The following is a 21,847-nucleotide window of genomic DNA, read 5'->3' on the forward strand; positions in this document are numbered from 1 at the left end:
TATTCCCGGGCTTTTTTTATTGAATTAAAGTTAATGTTTCATAAGGCGATAACTCTATCTCAGCACTAATTTCTTTACGGTCATAATTTGATAGTAATATCTTTCCGTCCGAAAATTCTTTTGGAAGCTGTATTTTTTTCTTTGTAGCTCCAAAGTAATGAATTGCTAGTAGCGATGCAGTTTCATTTGAACGCTTATAGGCGATAATCGAATCTTCCTCGGTCAAATATGGCGTATAATCACCAGTTTGAATGACCGGATATTCTTTACGTAAAGCAATCAGTTTTTGGTAAAAGTAGAAAATGCTTGTTTTATCGGATAGCGCTTTTTGAACATTAATTTCATTGGCGTTATCTGCTACTTTTAACCAAGGAGTGCCGGTCGTAAACCCAGCATTGTTCGAACTATCCCACTGCATTGGTGTCCGGCTATTATCACGCGAACGTTCTTTAATAATAGTCATTACTTCTTGTTCACTTAGCCCGTTTTTGTGTAAGATGTCAAAATGATTGAGTGTTTCAATATCGACATAATCATCAATTGTAGGGAATTTTGGATTCATCATGCCAATTTCTTCTCCCATATATACAAAGGGAGTTCCACGCATAAAATGAATTGTCGCACCAAGCAGGGTGGCAGAGTGATAATAATGTTCCGGACGATCAGAAGCAAAACGCCCAAGCGCTCTAGGTTGATCATGATTATTCCAAAAAAGCGCATCCCAGCCATTCTCTTCAGACATTGCGACTTGCCACGTATGGAAAATCGATTTCAAATTAGCAAAATTCACATCCGCTAAGCGCCATTTTTCCCCATCAGGATAATCCACTTTTAAATGATGGAAATGAAATACCATCGATAATTCTTTTTCTTTCGGGTCGCTATAACGGATACAATTATCAATATCAGTAGAAGACATCTCCCCAACAGTTACAATCGGCTTATCACCAAAAGTTCGCTCATTTAACTCTTTTAAATAGGCGTGAATGCCTGGCCCATCCGTGTAAAAACGACGACCATCACCTTCAAAATCATCTTCTAAAAACTTAGGTTTCGCAATAACGTTTAACACATCTAAACGAAATCCTTCCACACCTTTATCAATCCAAAAGTTCACCACATCAAAAAGCGCTTCACGTACATTTTTGTTAGCCCAGTCAAGATCAGCTTGAGTAACGTCATATAAATGCAAATAATACTCAGATGAATTAGGTAACTTTTGCCAAGCACTTCCGCCAAATTTAGACTCCCAGTTTGTTGGCGGAGATCCATCTGCTTTTGCCGGACGGAAATAATAAAAATCACGATAAAAAGGGTCACCAGCGAGAGCTTTTTTAAACCAAGGGTGTTCGGTTGAAGTATGATTTAAGACTAAATCAATCATAATTCCGATATTTCTTTTCTTTGCTTCAGAAATAAGCGTAGTAACATCATTCATAGTTCCAAATAACGGGTCTACAGCCGTATAATCAGAAATATCATACCCGTTATCATTTTGCGGAGAAGGATAAAAAGGATTAATCCAAATCATCTCAATTCCGAGTTCCTGTAAGTAATCAAGCTTAGCGGTGATACCAGGAATATCCCCAGTACCATCGCCAGTCGTATCAAAAAAAGATTTTGGATACACTTGATAAATAGTTTTTTGAGCAAACTTTGTCATAAAGAGAAGCCTCACTTTTTAATTGGTTGATTTAGCAGAACCACGATATTCTTTTTTACCAAAAGTTCGAATTGGAGCAGTATCTACTTTGTTTAAAATATTATATTTGCGGAATAATACAGTTAGAACGAATGGAACAACAATTGTAATCAACATACATACAGCAAAGATTGCATAGTATTTAGGATTAATTGACAAGATTCCAGGTAATCCCCCAACCCCAATGGAGTTAGCCATAACACCACTAGAAACGGAAACGACAGCTGCAATTGCTGATCCAATCATGGCAGCAACGAAAGGATATAAGTACTTCAAGTTAATACCAAACATTGCAGGCTCAGTTACACCAAGGTAACAAGAAATAGTTGCAGGGATCGAAACCTGTTCTTCTTTTTCATTACCGCGGTGAAGGAAAATAATAGCAAGAACAGCTGAACCTTGAGCAATATTAGATAAAGCAATCATCGGCCAGAGATTTGTTCCTTTAAATTGGCTCATTAATTGTAAGTCGATAGCGTTAGTCATATGATGCAGTCCCGTAACAACGAGCGGGGCATATAAGAAGCCAAATAGGGCGGCGAACAACCAACTCAGTCCACCAGTTAAACCAGCATAAACGACATTTGAAATCGCGTTACCAATTTTCCATCCAATAGGTCCAAGAATGACATGAGCAGCTAGAACAGTTGGAACAAGGGCAAAGAATGGAACAAAAATCATCGAAATTGCATTTGGAATAAATTTACGTAACCAGATTTCGAGATAGGCTAGTAAGAAACCTGCCATAATTGCAGGAATAACTTGTGCCTGATAACCAATCATCTGCACTTGAGCAAAGCCAAAATCCCAGACAGGAATGTCGCCAGCTTTTGTTTCAACAACGCTGTAAGCATTTAGCAGTTGCGGGGAAACAAGTGTTAAACCAAGGACAATCCCTAGAATTTGAGTTGTCCCCATTTTTTTCGCGATTGACCATGTAATTCCAACTGGTAGGAAGTGGAATACAGCTTCACCAATCAGCCATAAGAAACTATAAACACCAGCCCAAAATGGATACACATCAACAATCGTCTTAGTACCGTCTTCTAAAAACTTAATATCACCGATAACATTACGGAAACCGAGAATAAGACCACCAACAACGATTGCAGGAATTAACGGTGTGAAAATTTCAGCTAATCCGGCAAGCAAACGTTGAAGTAAGCTCATATTTTTCTTAGCATCTACTTTGGCATCCTCTTTATTTACACCTTCCACACCACTAATTTTTGTAAATTCATTATAAAAAATAGCTACATCATTACCTATAATAACTTGAAATTGCCCAGCTTGAGTAAACGTTCCCTTTACAGCTGGAATGTCTTCGATAGCTTCCACGTCAGCATTATCAGGGTCTAGCAAAACAAAACGCATTCTTGTTGCACAATGTGTAACAGATGAAATATTTTCTTTGCCGCCTATTAATTCTAAGAGAGCGCTTGCATCCTTTTTATAGTCAACCATAAAATTTCCTCCTTTTTAACTTGTATATACAAGTTATTCGCCATTACTATACTATAAATCAGTTGAAAGCGCAACCACTTTATTTATGCTAAAATTAAAAAAAGGAGAGAGGTTTATGAAACATATAAGAGTAGCAGCGATTATCAGGCATCAAAACAAAATTTTACTCCACACAACTAAGAATGAAAGTTATTGGACATTGCCGGGTGGTGCCGTTGAAAACGAGTTAACTAACGAAGGCTTACAGCGAGAAATGAGAGAAGAACTTGGAGAAGAAGTGATTATTCGCGATTTAAAAATTATCGCAGAAAATCGCTTTGTATATCATGGCGAGGAAATTGATAGTATTGAGTTTTATTATGCTGTGGAATTATATCCAAACAGCTCACTATTAGAACTTTCGACGTTTACAAAAATAGAACAGTTTGGGCAGTACGGGGAGACAGGTTACGAGTTAAATTTTAAATGGTTTGAAATAGACAAGGTGAGTGAGGTAGAAATATTGCCAAAATTCCTCCAAACAGAACTAGCTCAACTTTCAAGTGATCGTATAAAACACATTCAATAAACAGCATAAAAATACCCCGCGAAATATAAGTTTCGCGGGGGTTCATTTAATTAGTCAAAGATACTAATGTAATTTCTTTTTTGCTAAGGTCTAAAAATGGTAATTTAACACGTGTATCTAAGCAATATGCGTTGTATAGTAAAGGTTTTAAAGTCGTTGTAGAGCTCTCGACTTGGCGAACAAAATTACCAATTTCTTGATACAAAATTTCAATATTTTTTAGACTACCAATTTTTGAATCAATGCGGTTTTCACTAACATTCACATTGGAGTTCGTTACTTTTTCATTAAATTCATCATTGATAGCATCTTTTGTACGTTCAATTCTTGTAAAACGAGTATCTTCCCAATCAATCTCAATGATATGGCAATCGTCAAGTTGGAGGAAGTCACCTGTCCACAGTTTTCCGTCAATTTCAACAATCATTCGCGTATCGGGGAAAACCTCTTTGTTACGGTATTTTTTTAGTAAATAATCATACATTTGTAATTGCGCTAAACAGTTATCCATGTGTGTCATCTCCTTATGGGTTTATTATAGCACATTGTGATTATGTGAACAATCAAGTTAAGATAAATGAATAGTTGGAACTGTAACTTTTTAACTAGTTATACAAAAGTCCTAATAAAAGGCAGTGAAATAGTGAAAATAACTGCCAGATGTTATACTAATATTAAGATGAAATGGGAGGGAGACACATGTACAAACAAATGAAATTAAAAGCGACAGATGGGTTAGATTTACATTTACATATATGGGATGAAGTTGAAAATCCAGTTGGTGTAGTTCAAATTGTTCACGGCATGGCAGAGCACGGGGCTAGATATGGCTTGTTTGCTGAACGTTTGAATGAAGCGGGATATATCGTAGTAGCAGACGATCATCGTGGGTTTGGAAAATCAGCTATAGATGAAACTTATTTGGGTCATTTAGACGGCGAAACAGGTTTTCAAAATATGATACAAGATGAAGTAGTCGTTCGAACTTATTTAAAAGAAACTTATCCCGGACTGAGCTATTTTATTTTCGCACACAGTATGGGAAGTTTCGTCATCCGGACTTTTATGGCGCAACATCAAGTTGATGGAGTAATACTGAGCGGAAGCGGATTACAACCAATCCCTCTCCTGAAAATGGGGCAAATTATAACGAAACAACGGGTAAAAAAAGATGAAATGAAACGAAGCGGATTTCTAAATAAATTAGCATTTTGGGGCTATAATAAGCCGTTTAATGAAAATCATCGCTTCAGTTGGCTTTCACGTGATGTGGCGATTTATGAAGCTTATGAGAAAGACCCGTTTTGCGGTCCAGTAGTGGGAACGAGCGGATTTTTCCATAATCTTTTTGAAGCCGTTAAAATAAGCCAGCAAAAAGAAACTGTCGAAAGTGTGCCGAAAGATTTGCCTATTTTATTACTTTCAGGGAGTGATGATCCGGTAGGCCATTTTGGAAAAGATACGCCTAAAATTGCATTAGCTTTAGAAGCAGCTGGAGTGGAAGATGTTACCTATAAAATCTACGAAGATGCGCGCCATGAACTTGTCAATGAATTATGTAAAGAAACTGTTTTTAAAGATGTTATTGCTTGGTTGAATACAAAAAACAAGGAAGCCTAACTATTAGGCTTCCTTTTCATTAATTACGGATTTGACCGTCCCCGAAAATAATATATTTAGTTGAAGTAAGCTCCGTTAAGCCCATTGGACCTCTGGCATGAAGTTTTTGAGTACTAATACCAATTTCTGCACCAAATCCCATTGCAAAACCATCTGTGAAGCGAGTAGAAGCATTAATATATACTGCCGCAGCATCGACTTTTTGGTGAAATGCTTGTCCTGTTGCATAATCATTCGAAATAATTGCTTCGGAATGTTTTGTCCCGTATTTATTAATGTGATTAATTGCTTCATCTACTGAATCTACAACTTTAATGGCCAAAATAAAGTCTAAAAATTCATCTTCCCAGTCTGACTCTGTTGCTGCTTTAGAATCTTTTAGAATTTCTCGTGCGCGTTCATCCGCGCGTAATTCAACGTTATATTCCTTTAAAGCGGTTTCCATTTCAGGAAGAAAGGCTTCTGCCATATCTCGGTGAATAAGTAAGGTTTCAGCTGCATTACAAACAGAAGGACGCGAACATTTTGCGTTCACTAAAATATCGATTGCCATTTGTTTTTCAGCAGCTTTATCGACATAAATATGACAATTTCCTGTGCCGGTTTCAATGACTGGAACAGTAGCATTTTCAAGAACTGTTTGGATTAATTTAGCTCCACCGCGCGGGATAAGAACATCTAAAAAGCGATTTAAACGCATCATATCACGAGCTGTTTCACGAGATGTGTCTTCAATTAATTGAACGCTAGAACGAGGGAATCCAGATGCCGCTAGTGAATCCTGAATAACGGACATAAGAGCCTTATTCGAATCAATTGCATCACTACCACCACGTAAAATAACAGCATTACCAGTTTTAAAACAAAGTACAGAAGCATCGACTGTAACGTTTGGTCTTGATTCATAAATGATACCTATAACTCCAAGTGGTACTCTCGTTTTTCCAATAGTGAGTTCGGCTTCATTTTTCCACATATTTGTTACTTCTCCGATAGGATCTTTCAAAGCAACAACTTGTTTAACCGCGTCAGAAATTTCTTTTATTCTTTCTTCTGTTAAACGGAGGCGATCAATCATTGTTTCAGGTGTCCCTTTTTCCCGAGCACGTATAATATCTTTGTTGTTTTCCTGTAGAAGGGAAGCTGTATGGGCAAGTAAATCATTGCTTAGATTTAGCAAAGCTGCATTTTTTTGCTTAGTTGATGCTTGCGCTAAAAATTGGGATGCTTCTTTAGCGGCACTTCCTTTTTTAATGAGTTCCGTCATGGGAAAATTCCTCCTTTTTACTTGCAAATAAAGTCCCAACTTGTTCACCTTGCATTATATCAAAAATAATTGTAGGATTTTTGCCATTGGTTAAAATCATTTTTTGGTTAGCATTCATACAATAAGAAGCAGCGGAAAGTTTCGTTAACATACCGCCAGTTCCGAATTTAGAACCTTTACCGCCAGCAAGTGCTTCGATTTCTGGTGTTATTTGATTGATTTCAGAAAACATAACTGCATCTGGGTCAGTTGAAGGATTACTACCATAAAAGCCATCAATATCAGATAGCATGATAAGTAAATCAGCTTGCACGAGTTTAGCTACAATAGCTGAAAGAAGGTCGTTATCGCCGTATTTAGTTACATGTTCCAGTTCTTCAACAGCAACTGTATCATTTTCATTTACAATAGGAATAATGCCGCGTTCTAAGAGACTTTCGAGCGTGTTCATAACATTTTCTCTACTAATAGGGAAGTCAGTTACATCTCGAGTAAGTAGTACTTGACCAACAACTTGTCCGTATTCACCAAAAAACTTACTATATATATGCATTAATTCACTCTGACCGACAGAAGCAACTGCTTGTTGTTCGGGAATGCTTGTAGGTCGCACTGGAAGTTGTAATTTATGACAGCCAACGCCGATTGCCCCAGAAGAAACTAAGATAACTTCTTTTCCTTCATTACGTAAATCGGATAAAACCATCGCTAATTTTTCGATAGTTCTTAGGTTAATATGGCCATTTCCATACATTAATGTACTTGTACCAACCTTGATAACTAATCTCTTGCTATTTTTTAAAGATTCGCGCATTTCTATGACCCCTCTGCTAATTAGATAATACTTCTATTTTACATGAAAATAGAGATATGTCTATAATATATTGTTGTTTGGTCAAGTAATCACTAAAAAAGGATTCTAAGAAATTGTCTTAGAATCCTTTTTTATTATTTTGTAGCTTTACTCGCAGCTGAGATGACTGAAACTTGTTTTAATCCTTTGCTTATTAGGCGTAAAATAACGAACCACACAATTACGATTAGAACAATTTGTTTAAACGCAATGGCTGGTAGTGGATTGAAAGGACAATCCCAAACGAAATGTAAAGCAATCGGAATAATAAACCATTTCCAGAAAGTGCCTGTGAAAATATGGTTCATTCCTAGTTTTTGATCTCCTTTAGCAATTACAAGAGCGGCACCAGTTATTGCAGCCCATACAACATGACCACCGATAGACTGCCAACCACGACTAAAGATAACATTCATCATTGTTTCACCAGCAATATGAATATCCTTGAATAAAAATGCTGCATCGACACTATAGTTAAATGCATAGCCAAGCGATTCAAAAGCAGCGAATCCAGCCCCAACAGCTGCACCAATAAGTAAGCCGTTTAGGATATATTTCGAATTAAGCGAGCGGATGAATAGGGCAACGATAATCATTTTTCCGGTTTCTTCTATAAAACCAACTAATAAAGCATTAAAGTAGTTTAATTTCCCAACTGGAATAATCGAATAAATGACAAGTGTTGCAACAAGCGCTGCGACACCACCGATGAAAAACATTTTTACAACATCAAAAACGCTGATATTTCGCGGTGCATTTGTTTCGAAAAAGAATAATAAGACCGAAAATGGAACTGCAAAAGAGCCAATAACCATCAGCCCAGGTATGGTATTACTATTATCAAACAAATATGTACAAGCAAGAAGTAAAAAGTACGTAATGATTAAAACTAAGAATACTCTAGAAAACACCCATGGATGAGGCCAAGTATGGGGAATGTCACTAGTTGCAGGCGTCGTATATTTTGTCCCTGCGATAAATACTTTTTCGCCTTCCTCTTTAGAGTGCTTTTTAAACACAGCAGAGAAAAGATTTCCAATTTTTAATTCTGAATTCCCGTGATTTAACGCATGTTGATGTAATTCTGTTTGTTTAAATGCGACCCACTCTGGATGAGGGGATTTTTGGACCAATGTTAAATCATTAATCTCTTTCTTTTTATATAGAGCTATCATCTCTACATTAGTAAAAGGCCCAACTTTCTGTTCGTTCTTTTTGAAGTACCATTCTGACAAATGAAACTCCCCCTTTAACTTTTTAGTTTGACTCTGTTAATTATTCCCAAAAAAAGTCAAAGTTAAACGGGTGATGAATTTAATCATTAAGTTTTTTCGCTTGTTCATATAGGAAATCTATCGAATCAGCTAGAAAATGAGCAGCTGAATCATTCAAAGGCTTGCCGTTTAAATTCAAATCATCTTCATATCTTAAATCTTCACTAATTTTTATCATTCTTTTAGCAATATCTTTCTCACCTTGAAGTTCACTAGGAGCATAAGTAGGAATACTTTGCTGACCTAGTAAATAATCTACACTAACATCGTAAAGTGTTGCAATTTGTGTAACCATATCTAAATCAGGTTCGCGAATACCATACTCCCAGTTGCCGTAAGTAGAAGGTGCTTTCAAACCTAATCTTCTTGCTGTTTCAGCTTTTGACCAGCCTTGTTTTTCTCGTAGTAATGTGAGTCTATTACTTAAATTTGGCATGATTTCACTCCTTTTTGTTTGATTATACAATAAATTACACAATTTAGCTATAATTTAACACAAAGTGAATTATTTTGCAATTGACAACCTCTTATCGAGTTGGTATTATTGTATTAATAACTCAAACTGTGTAGATAAGGAGAAGATGACATGAAAACAATAGACAGCAGAAAAATTAACACGGCCAAAATTCGGGAATTACGATTAGAACGGGGAATAACACAAGCTTTTATTGCAAGAAAAATGGGTTATAAGTACACATCAGGTTATAGTAATATCGAAAAAGGAAGCGTACGGTTATCACATAAAAATGCCGTTATTTTGAGTGAGGTGCTAATGTGTGATTTAAAGTGTTTTTATGAATAACGCTTGTTGAAAAATAAAGTAAAAGCACACAAAATGAGTGTTTTTCTTTATTTTTGATAAAATACACACATTGTGTGAAACTAAAAAAGAGGAGCAAACAACATGAGGAAAAAAACTTTAGTAATGTTTCTTATTTTTATTGTGTTAGTTTCGTTATTTATACCTACTAATGCAAGCGCGTATTCGAGACTTGGATATGTGATGACAAAGGCTAGCGCCAAAAATTTTAAGGTGTATATTAATGGTTCAGCGAGAGGATATAGAAATATCATTATTAACGGGGCGAAATCTTGGAATCCTTCTCCGTACTTGAATACGGTAACGATGGGAAATGATGTGAAGCCTAACTTTACTGTCAGTAGTTCAAATACGAACAAAGGAAGCGTCTTAGCAGTTTGTAACACAACTTATTACAAATCTAATAAATTAATCGTGAAGAATGAAATTACGCTATACAAAGGCTTCCGTTCACTTTCAAATAATCATAAAATAGAAACGGTAGCGCATGAATTTGGTCATGGCTTTGGTTTAGGACATGTGAAAACCAGAAATGCAATCATGTTAGATAAAGGTTTTATCAATAAAACTAAACCGCAAAAAGACGATTTTAATGGCATCAAAGCCTTATACAAGTAAAAAGGAGGATTGACGATGAAGAAAAAAATAACGATGATCATAGGCTTAGTAAGTCTTAGTATATTAACTGCTTGCTCAAACAGCCAAAGTGTAAAAGAAAAACCATCAGAAGAAAAAGCAACCACACAAAGCGCATCAGAAACGGTCAAAGCAAATAATGGCGTTGTTTCTTATCACGGTAAGTATCTTGAACTCGCGGAAAATATGGATGCTTTAGAAAAAGATGCCCCAATTATTATCAAAGCTACTAAAAAATCCGAAAAAACAACAGTGACAAAAGAAACGAAAGAAAATGTATTTCCAACCGACTTTTATACAATGAGCGATGTACAAATTAATTCTATCAAAAAAGACACAACGGAAAAACTAACAGAGAATGCGACAATTAAAGTGTTAGAGTATAGCGTAGAAAACGTTATGGTAGAGGGCAAAAAATATGATTTAACAATTGATGGTTATAAAAACATGGAAAAAGGGGAAGAATATACACTTTTCCTAGAGAAAAATCCGGATGGCGACAACTATATACTTTCAAATGCTATAATAAGTAAATTTCCGGTTGAAGAAGTGGGCAAAGAGGAATTATTCTTAGATGGCGGGGAAACAACAGAAGCAACAGAGGATATAGAAGAAATTTATCAGGAAATCTATCAAGAAGTTTTAACAGAATATAGTGAGTAAATAAAGTAATCTAGATACTTGATAGACCTCGAGATAAAAATCGAGGTCTATCTTTCTGCTTATAAAAATTAAAGCTTATTCCAGACGATTTTGCGCAATATAACACCACAAAACTCACTTGACAGAACTAAACTATCCAAGTAGAATGAATCAAATCCAAGTCAACTTTTTTGTTGAAAAGGGTTAGACTTTCTACAATAAGGGTAAATCCAGTTAGAATAAATAAAGCTTTTTCGAATAAAAGGAGATAAAACGATGAGTGAAAGTGGTGCTTTTTTTCCAATGAGCGTTAAAAAATTTATGGAAAAAGGGATTGCCTCGTTGACCGAAGAAGAAAAAATGAGTACGCTACATTATTTGGAAAATGCGTATCATCAAGAACCATGCAACGAGGAAATTGTACATAGGTTAATTCAATTTTATAATCAGACGAATAAAACCAAAAAAGCGCAAGAAATAGGTCAAAATTTCTTAACGATGAATGGCTACAACAAGGAAATTTTAGGTGAGTTATCTGTAACTTTCATGCAAGAAGATAATATGGATACTTATTTCACGTTAGTTCGTCATTATATGGAAGAAGAAAAACAGGAAGATACAAAAGAAGTCACAAATAATGTCATTCCATTTCCTAAACAATTTGTTCCTAGAAAAGATATCCGTGATTTTGCGTCATGGCAAACAGCGGAACAATTAGAGTTTTTACAAGAAGCTCGTTTTCTAGAAATTGATGATTTTTTGCCGGCTTTTAAAATGTTTTTAGCGGACGAAAGTTTTTCCCCGTTTGTGCAATCAATGATCTTTGAGCTGATGCAAGAAAAAGAAGTGAATGAAGAAATAGAAGTCCGAAAAATTGATAAGCATGGTATTTTTAATCCGAGTGAGGTGCCGATGTTAGCCGAAAACGCATTTGCAACGGAACTATTCGCTGGCCTTGCGGATAAACTTGAACACAGTAATCCAAGTCTATTAGAACAAATAATTGGGATTATTCAACAACATTTATTTATGCTTTATCCGTTTGAGTTTGAGCCAAAAGAAGTGGATGTATGGGTGAATGCCTACTTTAAATGGGCCAACTCGATGTACGGTGATGTTAGTCTGATTTCAGATGCAGTAAATCAAGCAGCAGTTGAAGAAGCAATTTCTATTATTGAGGAGTTAGAAATCAGACAGCAAAATTATTTCATATAATGATATTTGTTGTTTTCAAGTCAGGGATATCTGTGTTATTATTAGTGAGTATGGCTGAAACTTGTCATGAGAGTAATTAAATTGAACTAAATAGATGATGGAGGGAATTATACCATGTCAGTAAAATGGGAAAAACAAGAAGGTAATGTTGGAAAACTTACTTTTGAAATTGAACAAGAAAAAGTAAAAGAAGGTTTAGATAGAGCTTTCGTAAAAGTACGTAAAACTCTTAACGTACCAGGCTTCCGTAAAGGGAAAGTTCCACGTCAAATTTTCAACCAACGTTTCGGCGAAGAAGCTCTTTACCAAGATGCACTTGATATCTTGCTTCCAGAAGTATATTCTCAAGCAATTGATGAAGCTGGAATTGATCCAGTTGATACTCCTCAAGTAAATATTGAGTCTATGGAAAAAGGCGAAACTTGGGTTCTAACAGCAGATGTAACTGTAAAACCTGAAGTTAAACTTGGAGACTACAAAGGTCTTGAAGTTGAAAAACGCGAAACAGAACTAACAACAGAAGAATTAGAAGCAGAATTAAAACAATTACAAGAGCGTCAAGCTGAATTAGTTGTTAAAGAAGATGCTCCAGCTGAAAACGGCGACACTGTCATCCTTGATTTTGAAGGATTCAAAGACGGCGTAGCTTTTGAAGGCGGACAAGCTGAAAATCATTCTCTAGAACTTGGAAGCGGTCAATTCATTCCTGGTTTTGAAGAAAAATTAGTTGGCTTAAAAGCTGGCGACGAAGCTGACATCGAGTTAACATTCCCAGAAGAATACCATGCGGAAGACTTAGCTGGACAACCTGTTGTTTTCAAAGTGAAACTACACGAAATCAAAACTAAAGAAGTTCCTGCACTTGACGATGAACTTGCAAAAGACATCGACGAAGAAGTAGAAACTTTAGATGAACTAAAAGAAAAAATCTCTAAACGTCTACAAGAAGCAAAAGAAGATTCTGTTGCTCAAGCTAAACAAGAAGAAGTTATTGCTAAAGCTGTTGAAAATGCAGAAGTGGATATTCCACACGCAATGGTTCACCATGAAGCTGATCATTTAATGAATCATTTTGCACAAGATTTACAAGCACAAGGTCTAACTCCTGAATTATATTACCAATTCACTGGTCAAACAGAAGAAGCAATGCACGCACAAATGGAAAAAGACGCTGAAAAACGCGTGAAAATGAACCTAGTGCTTGAAGCTATTGCTGAAGCTGAAAACATTGAGCCAACTGAAGAAGCTATTGACGAAGAAATTTCTACATTAGCTGAAAAATATGGTATGGAAAAAGACGCTGTTCGTGCTGCTCTTGGCGATATGAGCGAACTTAAATCAGACCTTAAGATCCGTAAAGCTATTGACGTTTTACTAGATAGCGCAGTAGAAAAATAAGCAAAGAATGATTTAATAATTTCATTAAAAAATGGGGGACATGAGTTATACTCGTGTCCTTCTGAATGTAGAAATAAGGATACAGATGATTGGCATTTCTAATTAACAAATGATATTATTAACACACATAGGAGATGAAAAAATCGCCTATAAGCAACATACCTATGCGAAGGGGTGAAATATTTTGTTTAAATTTAACGACGAAAAAGGCCAACTTAAATGCTCCTTTTGCGGAAAGACTCAAGATCAAGTACGTAAATTAGTGGCCGGTCCAGGTGTTTATATTTGTGATGAATGTATCGAGCTTTGTAATGAAATTATTGAAGAAGAGCTAGGTATTTCTGAATTTGTTGATTTTGGCGAAGTGCCAAAACCACAAGAAATCCGTCATATATTAAGTGACTATGTTATTGGTCAAGAGCGAGCTAAAAAAGCACTCGCTGTAGCAGTTTACAATCACTACAAACGAATTAATTCCAATGAAACAAAAGAAGACGAGGTAGAACTGTCAAAAAGTAATATTTGTTTAATTGGTCCAACAGGTAGTGGTAAAACACTTCTTGCCCAAACACTGGCGCGAATTCTTAATGTTCCGTTTGCAATTGCAGATGCAACTTCACTTACAGAAGCTGGTTACGTTGGGGAAGATGTAGAAAATATTCTTCTTAAACTAATTCAATCTGCTGACTATGATGTTGAAAAAGCAGAAAAAGGTATTATCTACATTGATGAAATCGACAAAGTTGCTCGTAAATCCGAAAACCCATCTATTACTAGAGACGTTTCCGGTGAAGGCGTTCAACAAGCATTACTAAAAATTCTAGAAGGCACTGTCGCAAGTGTTCCTCCTCAAGGTGGTAGAAAACATCCTCATCAAGAATTAATTCAAATTGATACAGGAAATATTCTATTTATCGTTGGTGGTGCATTTGACGGAATCGAACAAATCGTTAAGAATCGAATGGGTGAAAAAGTCATTGGATTTGGAACTGATAATGCGAAACTAAAAGAAGATGAAACTTATTTATCCCGTGTCGTTCCGGAAGATTTACTGAAATTCGGCTTAATTCCTGAATTTATCGGTCGTTTGCCGGTTATCGCGACGCTTGAACAATTAGATGAAGCAGCACTTGTTTCCATTTTGACAGAACCGAAGAATGCTTTAGTAAAACAATACAAACGTATGTTAGAGCTTGATGACGTAGAGCTTGAATTCGAACCAACAGCTTTAATTGAAATTGCGAAAGAAGCGATTGAACGTAAAACTGGAGCACGTGGTCTTCGTTCTATCATTGAACAAATCATGTTAGAAGTTATGTTCGAAATCCCTTCTCGTGATGACATTACTAAGTGTATTATTACTGAGAAAGCAGCGCGCGGAGAAGAAGAGCCGCAACTGCAATTAGAGGATGGCTCCATTATCCCTATTAAAACATCAGCATGATTCGAAATGCGCGTCGTAATTGGCGCGCATTTTTTCTATCAATCTAGCTTGTTTTACTGTAACATCTAGCTTGTTTCGTGCTATACTTTATTAATAATAATTGGAGAGGATAAAAAGACATGAAAAGTGAAAATAAATTTTTTTCTGGGGCATTTGGATGGATAAAAATAATTATCATTGCGCTCATACTCGCTTTCGGTATTCGCTATTTTTTAATTTCTCCAGTTACTGTTAATGGGAAATCAATGGATCCAACACTACATGACGGTGAACATCTATTTATTAACAAAATATCAGATCCAAAACGCTTTGATATTATTGTATTTCCAGCTCCTGATGAAGAAAATGCAGAATATATTAAGCGCGTAATCGGACTTCCAGGAGATAAAGTGGAGTATAAAGAAGACCAACTTTATATTAATGGTAAAAAGTATGATGAACCGTATTTAGATTCTGAGAAAAGCGCTTTAACAGGTGGTTATTTGACTACAGATGATAAGGGCGATCCTAACTTCACAATGGCTGATATTCCGTACTCTGACGGCTCTCTTACTGTTCCAGATGGCAAACTTTTTGTGTTAGGGGATAATCGTCAAGTAAGTAAGGATAGTCGCTATATCGGCTTCATATCGCAAGACACAGTTCTTGGGAAAGTAATTTCGTTTGGAAAGTCTTTGCAGCGATAATTTAAACCCGCGAAGAGTTCTAGGAGGAGACATAGATGGCAGATTATTTGGAAGAAAAGCCTAAGAAAAAAAGTGGGGCGCATCAATTATTAAGCTGGGTGCTTGTCATCGTAGCGGCACTTTTAATAGCATTAGTTATTCGTAATTTTGTTATTGCACCAGTAAAAGTAGAAGGAACATCTATGGTTCCAACCTATCAAGACGGCGACCGAATTTTTATTGAAAAAATAACAAATCCAGATCAATTTGATATTATTGTATTTGATGAACCACCAATGATTGGCTCAGGTGAACATTTTATTAAACGTGTTATCGGTATGCCGGGAGATAAAATTGCTTTTAAAAATGGCGAATTATACTTAAATGGCAAGCGAAAAGTTGAAAGTTATTTGCCAGAAGGAACACTAACACTATGGAACCCGGACCCCACCCAAAAGCCTTACATAGCGGATTATACGTTAGAGGATATGACGGGAGAAAGTACGGTTCCTAAAGGCAAACTATTTGTTCTTGGGGATAATCGCGGTGGTAGTTCGGATAGCCGAGTTTTTGGATTTATTGATGACAAAACTGTAAACGGCACTGTAATTCAATTTGGGAAATAATAAGAAATCCGTGAAAGTTACTTTTTCGCGGATTTCTCTATTAAATGAAAGTTTTTTCGTTTATAATGAGACTGTTAGTAAAAAATAGGGCGGTGCAGTTTTTTGAAGGAGAAGAATTTAAAACGGTTATGGTCTTGGATTTGGGCGGCTGTTTTAGCAGTGTTATTAGCTGTTATAATCCGTTTTTATTTGTTCGTGCCTATTCTTGTGGATGGAATTTCGATGATGCCTACACTTCATAGTGATGACCGTGTAATTATAAACCGTTTTGGCGAGGTAGATCGTTTTGATGTAATTGTTTTTCGTGAAGCAGATGGAAAAGAATACATTAAGCGAGTGATTGGTTTACCTGGCGATACGGTAGAATATAAAGCAGACCAACTTTACATCAATGGAAAAAAATATGATGAACCGTATTTAGATACTTACAAAGAAAAGCTGAAAGATGGCTACTTAACAGATGATTACAGTTCTAAAGACCAACTAGATGGCGGCAAAATTCCAAAAGATACCTATTTTGTTTTAGGTGACAACCGGAGAGCGAGTAAAGACAGCCGGATAATAGGACCGATTCCGCTAAGTAAGGTACTCGGAACAACACCAATTTGTTATTGGCCAATTGAAGATGCAAAACTAATAGATTAGGAGTATATGATGACAATTCAATGGTTTCCAGGTCATATGGCCAAAGCTCGTCGTGAGGTGACAGAAAAATTAAAACTAGTAGATGTGATTTTTGAATTAGTGGATGCACGTATCCCGCTATCCTCATCCAATCCAATGCTAGAAGAAATTATCCACCAAAAAAGACGAGTGATTATTTTAAATAAAGCAGATACAGCTGATGAGAAAACAACCAAAGAATGGATTGATTATTTTGCTGAGAAAGGCTTACCAGCAGTAGCAGTAAATGCTCAAGAAGGAAAAGGCCTATTCAAAATCGAACAAGCGGCTGAAAAATTAATGGCCGAAAAGTTTGAACGTTTAAGAAGTAAAGGAATGAAACCAAGAGCAATTCGCGCGATGATACTCGGAATCCCGAATGTAGGAAAATCAACATTGATTAATCGTTTGGCGAAAAAGAATATTGCGCGAACTGGTAATAAACCAGGGGTAACTAAAGCTCAACAATGGATCAAAGTAGGGAAAACATTAGAACTTCTTGATACACCAGGAATTCTATGGCCTAAATTTGAAGATCAAGAAATAGGATATAAGTTAGCTTTAACAGGTGCGATTAAAGACGATTTATTACAAATGGAAGAAATTGCGGGTTATGGATTACGTTTCTTAGAAAAACATTACCCCGATCGCCTTCAAAACTGGCTAAAAGTAGAGAAAGTTTCAGAAGATCCAATTGAAACACTAGCTTTTATAGCTGAAAAAAGAGGACTTCTAGATCGTTATAATGATCCTGATTATTCACGCGCAGCTGAGACTGTTGTTCGAGAAATCCGTCAACAAAAATTAGGAAGAATGTCTTTTGATTTCCCTAATTGGGAAGACGATGCTGAATGAGTGAATCTATCGCTGTTATCCGAGAAAAACTCAGCCTAGTGACCTCAGAACAAGACCCTTTTTTTCAACTTTGCACTCAAGACGAACGAAAAGGTGTACAGAAACTTCTTCAATCGACCCGAAAAAAATGGGAAAAAGAAGCAAAATTAGCTGCAAAATTAATAGAAATGAAACGCTATGAAACAGATCTTTTTAAGCAAGGTTTTCAGTATATCGCTGGTGTAGATGAGGTGGGGCGCGGTCCGCTAGCAGGTCCAGTAGTGGCTGCTGCAGTCATTTTACCAGCTGATTTTTCTGTCGTTGGGATCAATGATTCTAAACAGCTAAATGAGGCTAAACGAGATATACTTTTTGATGTTATAAAAGAAGAAGCCATCTCCATCGGTATCGGAATTATTGACCATGATGTAATTGATCAAGTAAACATCTATGAAGCAACAAAAATAGCTATGCGCACAGCTTTAGAAGAGTTGAATCCAGCGCCTGACTTCGTCCTAATTGATGCGATGCCACTGAAATATTCTGAATCAGAGTTATCGCTTATAAAAGGAGATACGAAAAGTATTTCTATCGCTGCTGCCTCTATCATCGCCAAAGTTACAAGAGATAGAATGATGCAACAGTATGATGAATTATATCCAGGGTATGATTTTGCAAACAATATGGGTTACGGGACGAAAAAACATTTGAATGGCTTAGATACTATCGGAATTTGTCCAATTCACAGGTTAAGCTTTTCTCCTGTAAAAGAAGCAAAGTTACATTTTGAGAGTCTAAAATAGCTAAATACTTAAAGCAAAAGCGTATTTTCTTAATAGAAAGTACGCTTTTTTGAGCTGAAAAGAAAATTTTACCGATTTTACAAAAAGAGCTAATCTTTGTACACTTGTGAATAACTATCACGGAGGTGCAGAAGATGAACTTTAAAGAACGAGAAACTTGGTTAAAAATCGCTTCATGTAAATCTATTTCCGCTAAAAAAAGGGCAGTTATCTGGCAAAAAATTACCACTTTTAATTGTTGGGAGATGTCGATTGAACAGATTGCAACTCATTTTTTTACTGCGGACAAAAAAGAACAAATAATTACTGAATTAGAGGAAGCAGCAATTTATTCGCCAGAAGAAGCGAGTGTGGTCTGTATTCTTGATGAAAACTACCCCGAGTTACTTAAAGAAATATATGAAGCACCACCGCTTTTGTTTTATAAAGGAAATCTAGACCTATTAAAAAAACAAGCTATTGCAATTGTAGGGACACGACGAATGAGTGAGTATGGTAGAAAAGCATGTGCGTCACTTGCCGCTGAACTTTCAAATCATGGCTTTGCGATAGTTAGTGGACTTGCGCTTGGAATAGATGCTGAAGCGCACAAAGCTAGCCTCCGTAATAGCGGCGCCACCATTGCAGTACTTGGATCTGGAGTAAATAAAATTTATCCTCGGACGAATGAACTACTAGCCAAAGAAGTAATCACGCAAGGTTTACTTCTTAGCGAGTATTTACCAAATGAAGAAGCAAGAAGATGGTATTTTCCTGAGCGCAACCGTATTATTAGTGGCTTAGCTCTTGGTACGGTTATTATTGAAGCTGCCGAGAGAAGTGGATCCTTAATAACAGCTGACTTTGCTTTGGAACAAAATAGACAAGTTTTTGCGGTTCCCGGTAATATTTATATTGATACTTGGAGAGGTACAAACCGTTTGATTCAAGAAGGTGCGAAATTAGTTTTAAATGCAAACAATATAATAGAAGAATTTTTTCAAATTAAGCCATAAAAGTAGTCAAATTATCCTTTTTAAGTGATTTGACTTGCAATTCCTGATTTTTTAAGATAAGTTTGCTAAAGAAAGCTGTTTTACAACACATAAAATGGATTTTTTAATAAAAGTCATTGACAAACCCAGTAGGAAGGGCTAATATTTACTACTGAATTATGTGAAAAGTCAGCATGCAAACTTATTGAACGCGAGGCTAAGACTGTAATAGTATAATAGCAACTAGTTAAGCCCGTGTATTGACCCAAATCAGGGAGGAATATATAGATATGGCAGATTATTTAGTGATTGTAGAGTCACCTGCAAAAGCAAAAACAATTGAAAAGTATTTAGGAAAGAAATTTAAAGTTAAAGCTTCGATGGGACATGTTAGGGATTTACCAAAGAGTCAGATGGGTGTAGATACTGAACATGACTACGAACCTCGTTACATTACGATTCGCGGAAAAGGCCCTGTTTTGAAAGATTTAAAACAAGCGGCTAAAAAAGCGAAAAAAGTCTATCTCGCAGCCGATCCAGATCGCGAAGGAGAAGCAATTGCATGGCATTTAGCCAATAGTCTTGATTTAGATCAATCAGATAAATTACGTGTGGTGTTTAATGAAATTACAAAAGAAGCTGTAAAAGAATCATTCAAGACACCAAGAAAAATTGATATGGACCTTGTGAACGCTCAACAAGCACGGAGGATTTTAGACCGTTTAGTAGGTTATAATATCAGTCCTATCTTATGGAAGAAAGTTAAAAAAGGTCTAAGTGCGGGACGTGTGCAATCGATTGCGCTACGAATTATTATTGATCGCGAAAAAGAAATAAATAATTTCAAACCAGAAGAATATTGGACAATTGACGGGAACTTCCTAAAAGGTAAGAAAAAATTCCAAGCTAATTTTTATGGCGTGAATGGTAAGAAGAGAAAACTTTCCACTGCTGATGACGTAAAAGAAGTAATGTCAGCAATTAAAGGTAAAACATTTGATGTAACTGACGTAACTAAAAAAGAAAGACTTAGAAACCCAGCAGCACCATTTACTACCTCAAGTTTACAACAAGAAGCAGCACGGAAATTAAATTATCGTACTAGAAAAACGATGATGCTTGCTCAACAACTATATGAAGGAATCACACTTGGAAAACAAGGTACAGTAGGTCTAATCACATACATGCGTACTGACTCTACTCGTATTGCAGATTCCGCCATTCTAGAAGCAAGTAATTATATTAAAGAAACATACGGAGCTGAATTTTCCCGTAATCATAAACGGTCTGATAAAAATGCTAAAGGCGCACAAGATGCCCATGAAGCAATCCGTCCAACAAGCGCTATGAGAAGTCCTCAAGAAGTGAAAGAATATCTAACTCGAGATCAACTTCGATTATATCGCTTGATCTGGGAACGTTTTATTGCTAGCCAAATGACACCAGCTGTCCTAGATACAATGCGAGTTGATTTGGATAATAATGGTGTTAACTTTAGAGCAAACGGATCGAAAATCAAATTCCATGGTTTTATGAAAGTCTATGTTGAAAGTAACGATGATAATACGGAAGAAAAAGAAAATATTTTACCGGATTTGAAAAAAGGAGACAAGGTGCAGTCCGAATCACTCGAACAGCGTCAACATTTCACACAGCCACCTCCACGTTACACAGAAGCTAGATTAGTAAAAACACTTGAAGAAATTGGTATTGGTCGACCATCGACGTATTCACCGACATTAGATACAATCCAGCGTAGAAATTATGTTTCGCTAACAAATAAACGTTTTGTTCCAACTGAACTTGGTGAAATCGTCAATGAAATGATTGAGGAATATTTCCCTGAAATTTTAGATGTGAAGTTCACTGCTAATATGGAAAGCGAATTAGATGAAGTGGAGCACGGTGAAGTTGAATGGGTCAAAGTTATCGATGAGTTTTATAAACAATTTGAACCAAACGTTATTAAAGCTGATGCCGAAATGGAAAAAATCGAAATTAAAGATGAACCAGCCGGTATCGATTGTGACCTATGCGGGGCACCAATGGTATACAAAATGGGTAAATATGGTAAGTTTCTTGCGTGCAGCAGATTTCCAGATTGCCGAAATACAAAAGCAATCGTTAAAGAAATCGGCGTGACTTGTCCGAAATGTGAAAAAGGACATGTAATAGAAAGAAAAAGCAAGAAAAAACGTATTTTCTACGGATGTGATCGCTATCCAGATTGTGATTACGTTTCTTGGGATAAACCAGTCGAAAGAGCTTGCCCGAAATGTAATAAGCGTGCATTAGTAGAGAAGAAATTGAAAAAAGGCGTACAAGTACAATGTACAAATTGTGATTATAAAGAATCCACACAACAATAAATGGAAAAAT

Annotated in this window: 22 protein-coding genes; 15 read left to right on the plus strand and 7 right to left on the minus strand. The window is 36.3% G+C overall.

All coding sequences use genetic code 11. The annotated features are described in order from the left end of the window. Positions 1-16: 16 nt before the first annotated feature. Positions 17-1,663: an alpha,alpha-phosphotrehalase gene (gene treC, locus PQQ29_RS06480; RefSeq protein ID WP_010990838.1), complete on the minus strand. Its 1,647-nt coding sequence runs from the start codon at positions 1,661-1,663 to the stop codon at positions 17-19. 18 nt (positions 1,664-1,681) lie between these two features. After that, positions 1,682-3,166 (minus strand): PTS system trehalose-specific EIIBC component, encoded by a 1,485-nt coding sequence (gene treP / locus PQQ29_RS06485; RefSeq protein WP_010990839.1) that lies wholly within the window; start codon positions 3,164-3,166, stop codon positions 1,682-1,684. A 115-nt stretch (positions 3,167-3,281) separates the two neighbouring features. Between treP and PQQ29_RS06490 the strand changes: the two genes are divergently transcribed. Further along, positions 3,282-3,734: an NUDIX hydrolase gene (locus tag PQQ29_RS06490; RefSeq protein WP_010990840.1), complete on the plus strand. Its 453-nt coding sequence runs from the start codon at positions 3,282-3,284 to the stop codon at positions 3,732-3,734. Between the two features lie 46 nt (positions 3,735-3,780). Here the strand turns inward: PQQ29_RS06490 and PQQ29_RS06495 are convergent, their stop codons facing one another. Next, complete coding sequence (locus PQQ29_RS06495; protein WP_003723558.1) at positions 3,781-4,245, minus strand: hypothetical protein; 465 nt, start codon at positions 4,243-4,245, stop codon at positions 3,781-3,783. Positions 4,246-4,433: 188 nt separating this feature from the next. Here PQQ29_RS06495 and PQQ29_RS06500 point away from each other — a divergent pair, with 188 nt between their 5' ends. Then, positions 4,434-5,354, plus strand: coding sequence for an alpha/beta fold hydrolase (locus PQQ29_RS06500; protein ID WP_010990841.1), 921 nt, complete (start codon positions 4,434-4,436; stop codon positions 5,352-5,354). A 19-nt stretch (positions 5,355-5,373) separates the two neighbouring features. On the opposite strand, the gene PQQ29_RS06505 is transcribed toward PQQ29_RS06500, so the two are convergent. The 4 genes from PQQ29_RS06505 to PQQ29_RS06520 form a co-directional block, all read right to left on the minus strand. Continuing rightward, complete coding sequence (locus PQQ29_RS06505) at positions 5,374-6,621, minus strand: glutamate-5-semialdehyde dehydrogenase (protein WP_187984101.1); 1,248 nt, start codon at positions 6,619-6,621, stop codon at positions 5,374-5,376. Beyond that, positions 6,605-7,435: a glutamate 5-kinase gene (gene proB / locus PQQ29_RS06510; protein WP_010990843.1), complete on the minus strand. Its 831-nt coding sequence runs from the start codon at positions 7,433-7,435 to the stop codon at positions 6,605-6,607. The genes PQQ29_RS06505 and proB overlap by 17 nt, the downstream gene beginning before the upstream one ends. Positions 7,436-7,569: 134 nt before the next feature. Then, the gene (locus tag PQQ29_RS06515; protein ID WP_003771572.1) at positions 7,570-8,709 is read right to left on the minus strand and encodes a PrsW family glutamic-type intramembrane protease; all 1,140 of its coding nucleotides are present in this window, start codon (positions 8,707-8,709) and stop codon (positions 7,570-7,572) included. Positions 8,710-8,788: 79 nt separating this feature from the next. Further along, positions 8,789-9,184: a helix-turn-helix domain-containing protein gene (locus tag PQQ29_RS06520; RefSeq protein ID WP_003771574.1), complete on the minus strand. Its 396-nt coding sequence runs from the start codon at positions 9,182-9,184 to the stop codon at positions 8,789-8,791. A gap of 150 nt (positions 9,185-9,334) precedes the next feature. On the opposite strand from PQQ29_RS06520, the gene PQQ29_RS06525 reads away from it, so the two are divergent. The 13 genes from PQQ29_RS06525 to topA all read left to right on the plus strand — a co-directional run bounded on the left by PQQ29_RS06525 (position 9,335) and on the right by topA (position 21,837). Next, the gene (locus tag PQQ29_RS06525) at positions 9,335-9,550 is read left to right on the plus strand and encodes a helix-turn-helix domain-containing protein (protein ID WP_003761933.1); all 216 of its coding nucleotides are present in this window, start codon (positions 9,335-9,337) and stop codon (positions 9,548-9,550) included. Between the two features lie 102 nt (positions 9,551-9,652). After that, positions 9,653-10,186 (plus strand): matrixin family metalloprotease, encoded by a 534-nt coding sequence (locus tag PQQ29_RS06530; RefSeq protein ID WP_010990915.1) that lies wholly within the window; start codon positions 9,653-9,655, stop codon positions 10,184-10,186. 15 nt (positions 10,187-10,201) lie between these two features. Beyond that, the gene (locus PQQ29_RS06535) at positions 10,202-10,867 is read left to right on the plus strand and encodes a hypothetical protein (RefSeq protein ID WP_010990916.1); all 666 of its coding nucleotides are present in this window, start codon (positions 10,202-10,204) and stop codon (positions 10,865-10,867) included. 255 nt (positions 10,868-11,122) lie between these two features. After that, a complete protein-coding gene (locus tag PQQ29_RS06540) occupies positions 11,123-12,061 on the plus strand; it encodes a hypothetical protein (protein ID WP_010990917.1) in 939 nt (312 codons plus the stop codon). 114 nt (positions 12,062-12,175) lie between these two features. Next, positions 12,176-13,459 (plus strand): trigger factor, encoded by a 1,284-nt coding sequence (tig, locus tag PQQ29_RS06545; protein ID WP_003771581.1) that lies wholly within the window; start codon positions 12,176-12,178, stop codon positions 13,457-13,459. A 184-nt stretch (positions 13,460-13,643) separates the two neighbouring features. Next, positions 13,644-14,903 (plus strand): ATP-dependent protease ATP-binding subunit ClpX, encoded by a 1,260-nt coding sequence (clpX, locus tag PQQ29_RS06550; protein WP_003766662.1) that lies wholly within the window; start codon positions 13,644-13,646, stop codon positions 14,901-14,903. Positions 14,904-15,022: 119 nt separating this feature from the next. Further along, entirely contained in the window at positions 15,023-15,589 is a 567-nt protein-coding gene (sipX, locus tag PQQ29_RS06555) for a type I signal peptidase SipX (protein WP_003771597.1), read from the plus strand. A 35-nt stretch (positions 15,590-15,624) separates the two neighbouring features. Continuing rightward, positions 15,625-16,194 carry a type I signal peptidase SipY gene (sipY, locus tag PQQ29_RS06560; protein WP_003761950.1) on the plus strand — a complete coding sequence of 190 codons (570 nt, stop codon included), beginning with the start codon at positions 15,625-15,627 and terminating at the stop codon, positions 16,192-16,194. Between the two features lie 102 nt (positions 16,195-16,296). Continuing rightward, positions 16,297-16,839, plus strand: a complete 543-nt coding sequence (sipZ, locus tag PQQ29_RS06565; protein WP_003771599.1) for a type I signal peptidase SipZ — start codon at positions 16,297-16,299, stop codon at positions 16,837-16,839. 9 nt (positions 16,840-16,848) lie between these two features. Continuing rightward, positions 16,849-17,712 carry a ribosome biogenesis GTPase YlqF gene (gene ylqF / locus PQQ29_RS06570; RefSeq protein WP_003761952.1) on the plus strand — a complete coding sequence of 288 codons (864 nt, stop codon included), beginning with the start codon at positions 16,849-16,851 and terminating at the stop codon, positions 17,710-17,712. Then, positions 17,709-18,494, plus strand: a complete 786-nt coding sequence (locus PQQ29_RS06575; RefSeq protein WP_010990918.1) for a ribonuclease HII — start codon at positions 17,709-17,711, stop codon at positions 18,492-18,494. Before ylqF ends, PQQ29_RS06575 begins: the two co-directional genes overlap by 4 nt. Before the next feature lie 134 nt (positions 18,495-18,628). Beyond that, positions 18,629-19,489: a DNA-processing protein DprA gene (gene dprA / locus PQQ29_RS06580; RefSeq protein ID WP_010990919.1), complete on the plus strand. Its 861-nt coding sequence runs from the start codon at positions 18,629-18,631 to the stop codon at positions 19,487-19,489. Positions 19,490-19,758: 269 nt separating this feature from the next. Next, the gene (gene topA / locus PQQ29_RS06585) at positions 19,759-21,837 is read left to right on the plus strand and encodes a type I DNA topoisomerase (RefSeq protein ID WP_003766673.1); all 2,079 of its coding nucleotides are present in this window, start codon (positions 19,759-19,761) and stop codon (positions 21,835-21,837) included. Positions 21,838-21,847 lie beyond the last annotated feature (10 nt).

Origin of the sequence: Listeria innocua (assembly GCF_028596125.1) — a bacterium.
In the GTDB taxonomy this organism is placed as follows: Bacteria; Bacillota; Bacilli; order Lactobacillales; family Listeriaceae; genus Listeria; species Listeria innocua.

Bases quoted from the DNA above. Each gene is read 5' to 3' on its own strand.
- PQQ29_RS06495 (WP_003723558.1), bottom strand. From the start codon at position 4,245: ATGGATAACTGTTTAGCGCAATTACAAATGTATGATTATTTACTAAAA.
- topA (WP_003766673.1), top strand. From the start codon at position 19,759: ATGGCAGATTATTTAGTGATTGTAGAGTCACCTGCAAAAGCAAAAACA.
- PQQ29_RS06575 (WP_010990918.1), top strand. From the start codon at position 17,709: ATGAGTGAATCTATCGCTGTTATCCGAGAAAAACTCAGCCTAGTGACC.
- PQQ29_RS06530 (WP_010990915.1), top strand. From the start codon at position 9,653: ATGAGGAAAAAAACTTTAGTAATGTTTCTTATTTTTATTGTGTTAGTT.
- proB (WP_010990843.1), bottom strand. From the start codon at position 7,435: ATGCGCGAATCTTTAAAAAATAGCAAGAGATTAGTTATCAAGGTTGGT.
- treC (WP_010990838.1), bottom strand. From the start codon at position 1,663: ATGACAAAGTTTGCTCAAAAAACTATTTATCAAGTGTATCCAAAATCT.
- sipX (WP_003771597.1), top strand. From the start codon at position 15,023: ATGAAAAGTGAAAATAAATTTTTTTCTGGGGCATTTGGATGGATAAAA.
- PQQ29_RS06520 (WP_003771574.1), bottom strand. From the start codon at position 9,184: ATGCCAAATTTAAGTAATAGACTCACATTACTACGAGAAAAACAAGGC.
- PQQ29_RS06500 (WP_010990841.1), top strand. From the start codon at position 4,434: ATGTACAAACAAATGAAATTAAAAGCGACAGATGGGTTAGATTTACAT.
- treP (WP_010990839.1), bottom strand. From the start codon at position 3,166: ATGGTTGACTATAAAAAGGATGCAAGCGCTCTCTTAGAATTAATAGGC.
- PQQ29_RS06535 (WP_010990916.1), top strand. From the start codon at position 10,202: ATGAAGAAAAAAATAACGATGATCATAGGCTTAGTAAGTCTTAGTATA.
- tig (WP_003771581.1), top strand. From the start codon at position 12,176: ATGTCAGTAAAATGGGAAAAACAAGAAGGTAATGTTGGAAAACTTACT.
- PQQ29_RS06505 (WP_187984101.1), bottom strand. From the start codon at position 6,621: ATGACGGAACTCATTAAAAAAGGAAGTGCCGCTAAAGAAGCATCCCAA.
- ylqF (WP_003761952.1), top strand. From the start codon at position 16,849: ATGACAATTCAATGGTTTCCAGGTCATATGGCCAAAGCTCGTCGTGAG.
- sipY (WP_003761950.1), top strand. From the start codon at position 15,625: ATGGCAGATTATTTGGAAGAAAAGCCTAAGAAAAAAAGTGGGGCGCAT.
- PQQ29_RS06490 (WP_010990840.1), top strand. From the start codon at position 3,282: ATGAAACATATAAGAGTAGCAGCGATTATCAGGCATCAAAACAAAATT.
- PQQ29_RS06525 (WP_003761933.1), top strand. From the start codon at position 9,335: ATGAAAACAATAGACAGCAGAAAAATTAACACGGCCAAAATTCGGGAA.
- dprA (WP_010990919.1), top strand. From the start codon at position 18,629: ATGAACTTTAAAGAACGAGAAACTTGGTTAAAAATCGCTTCATGTAAA.
- PQQ29_RS06540 (WP_010990917.1), top strand. From the start codon at position 11,123: ATGAGTGAAAGTGGTGCTTTTTTTCCAATGAGCGTTAAAAAATTTATG.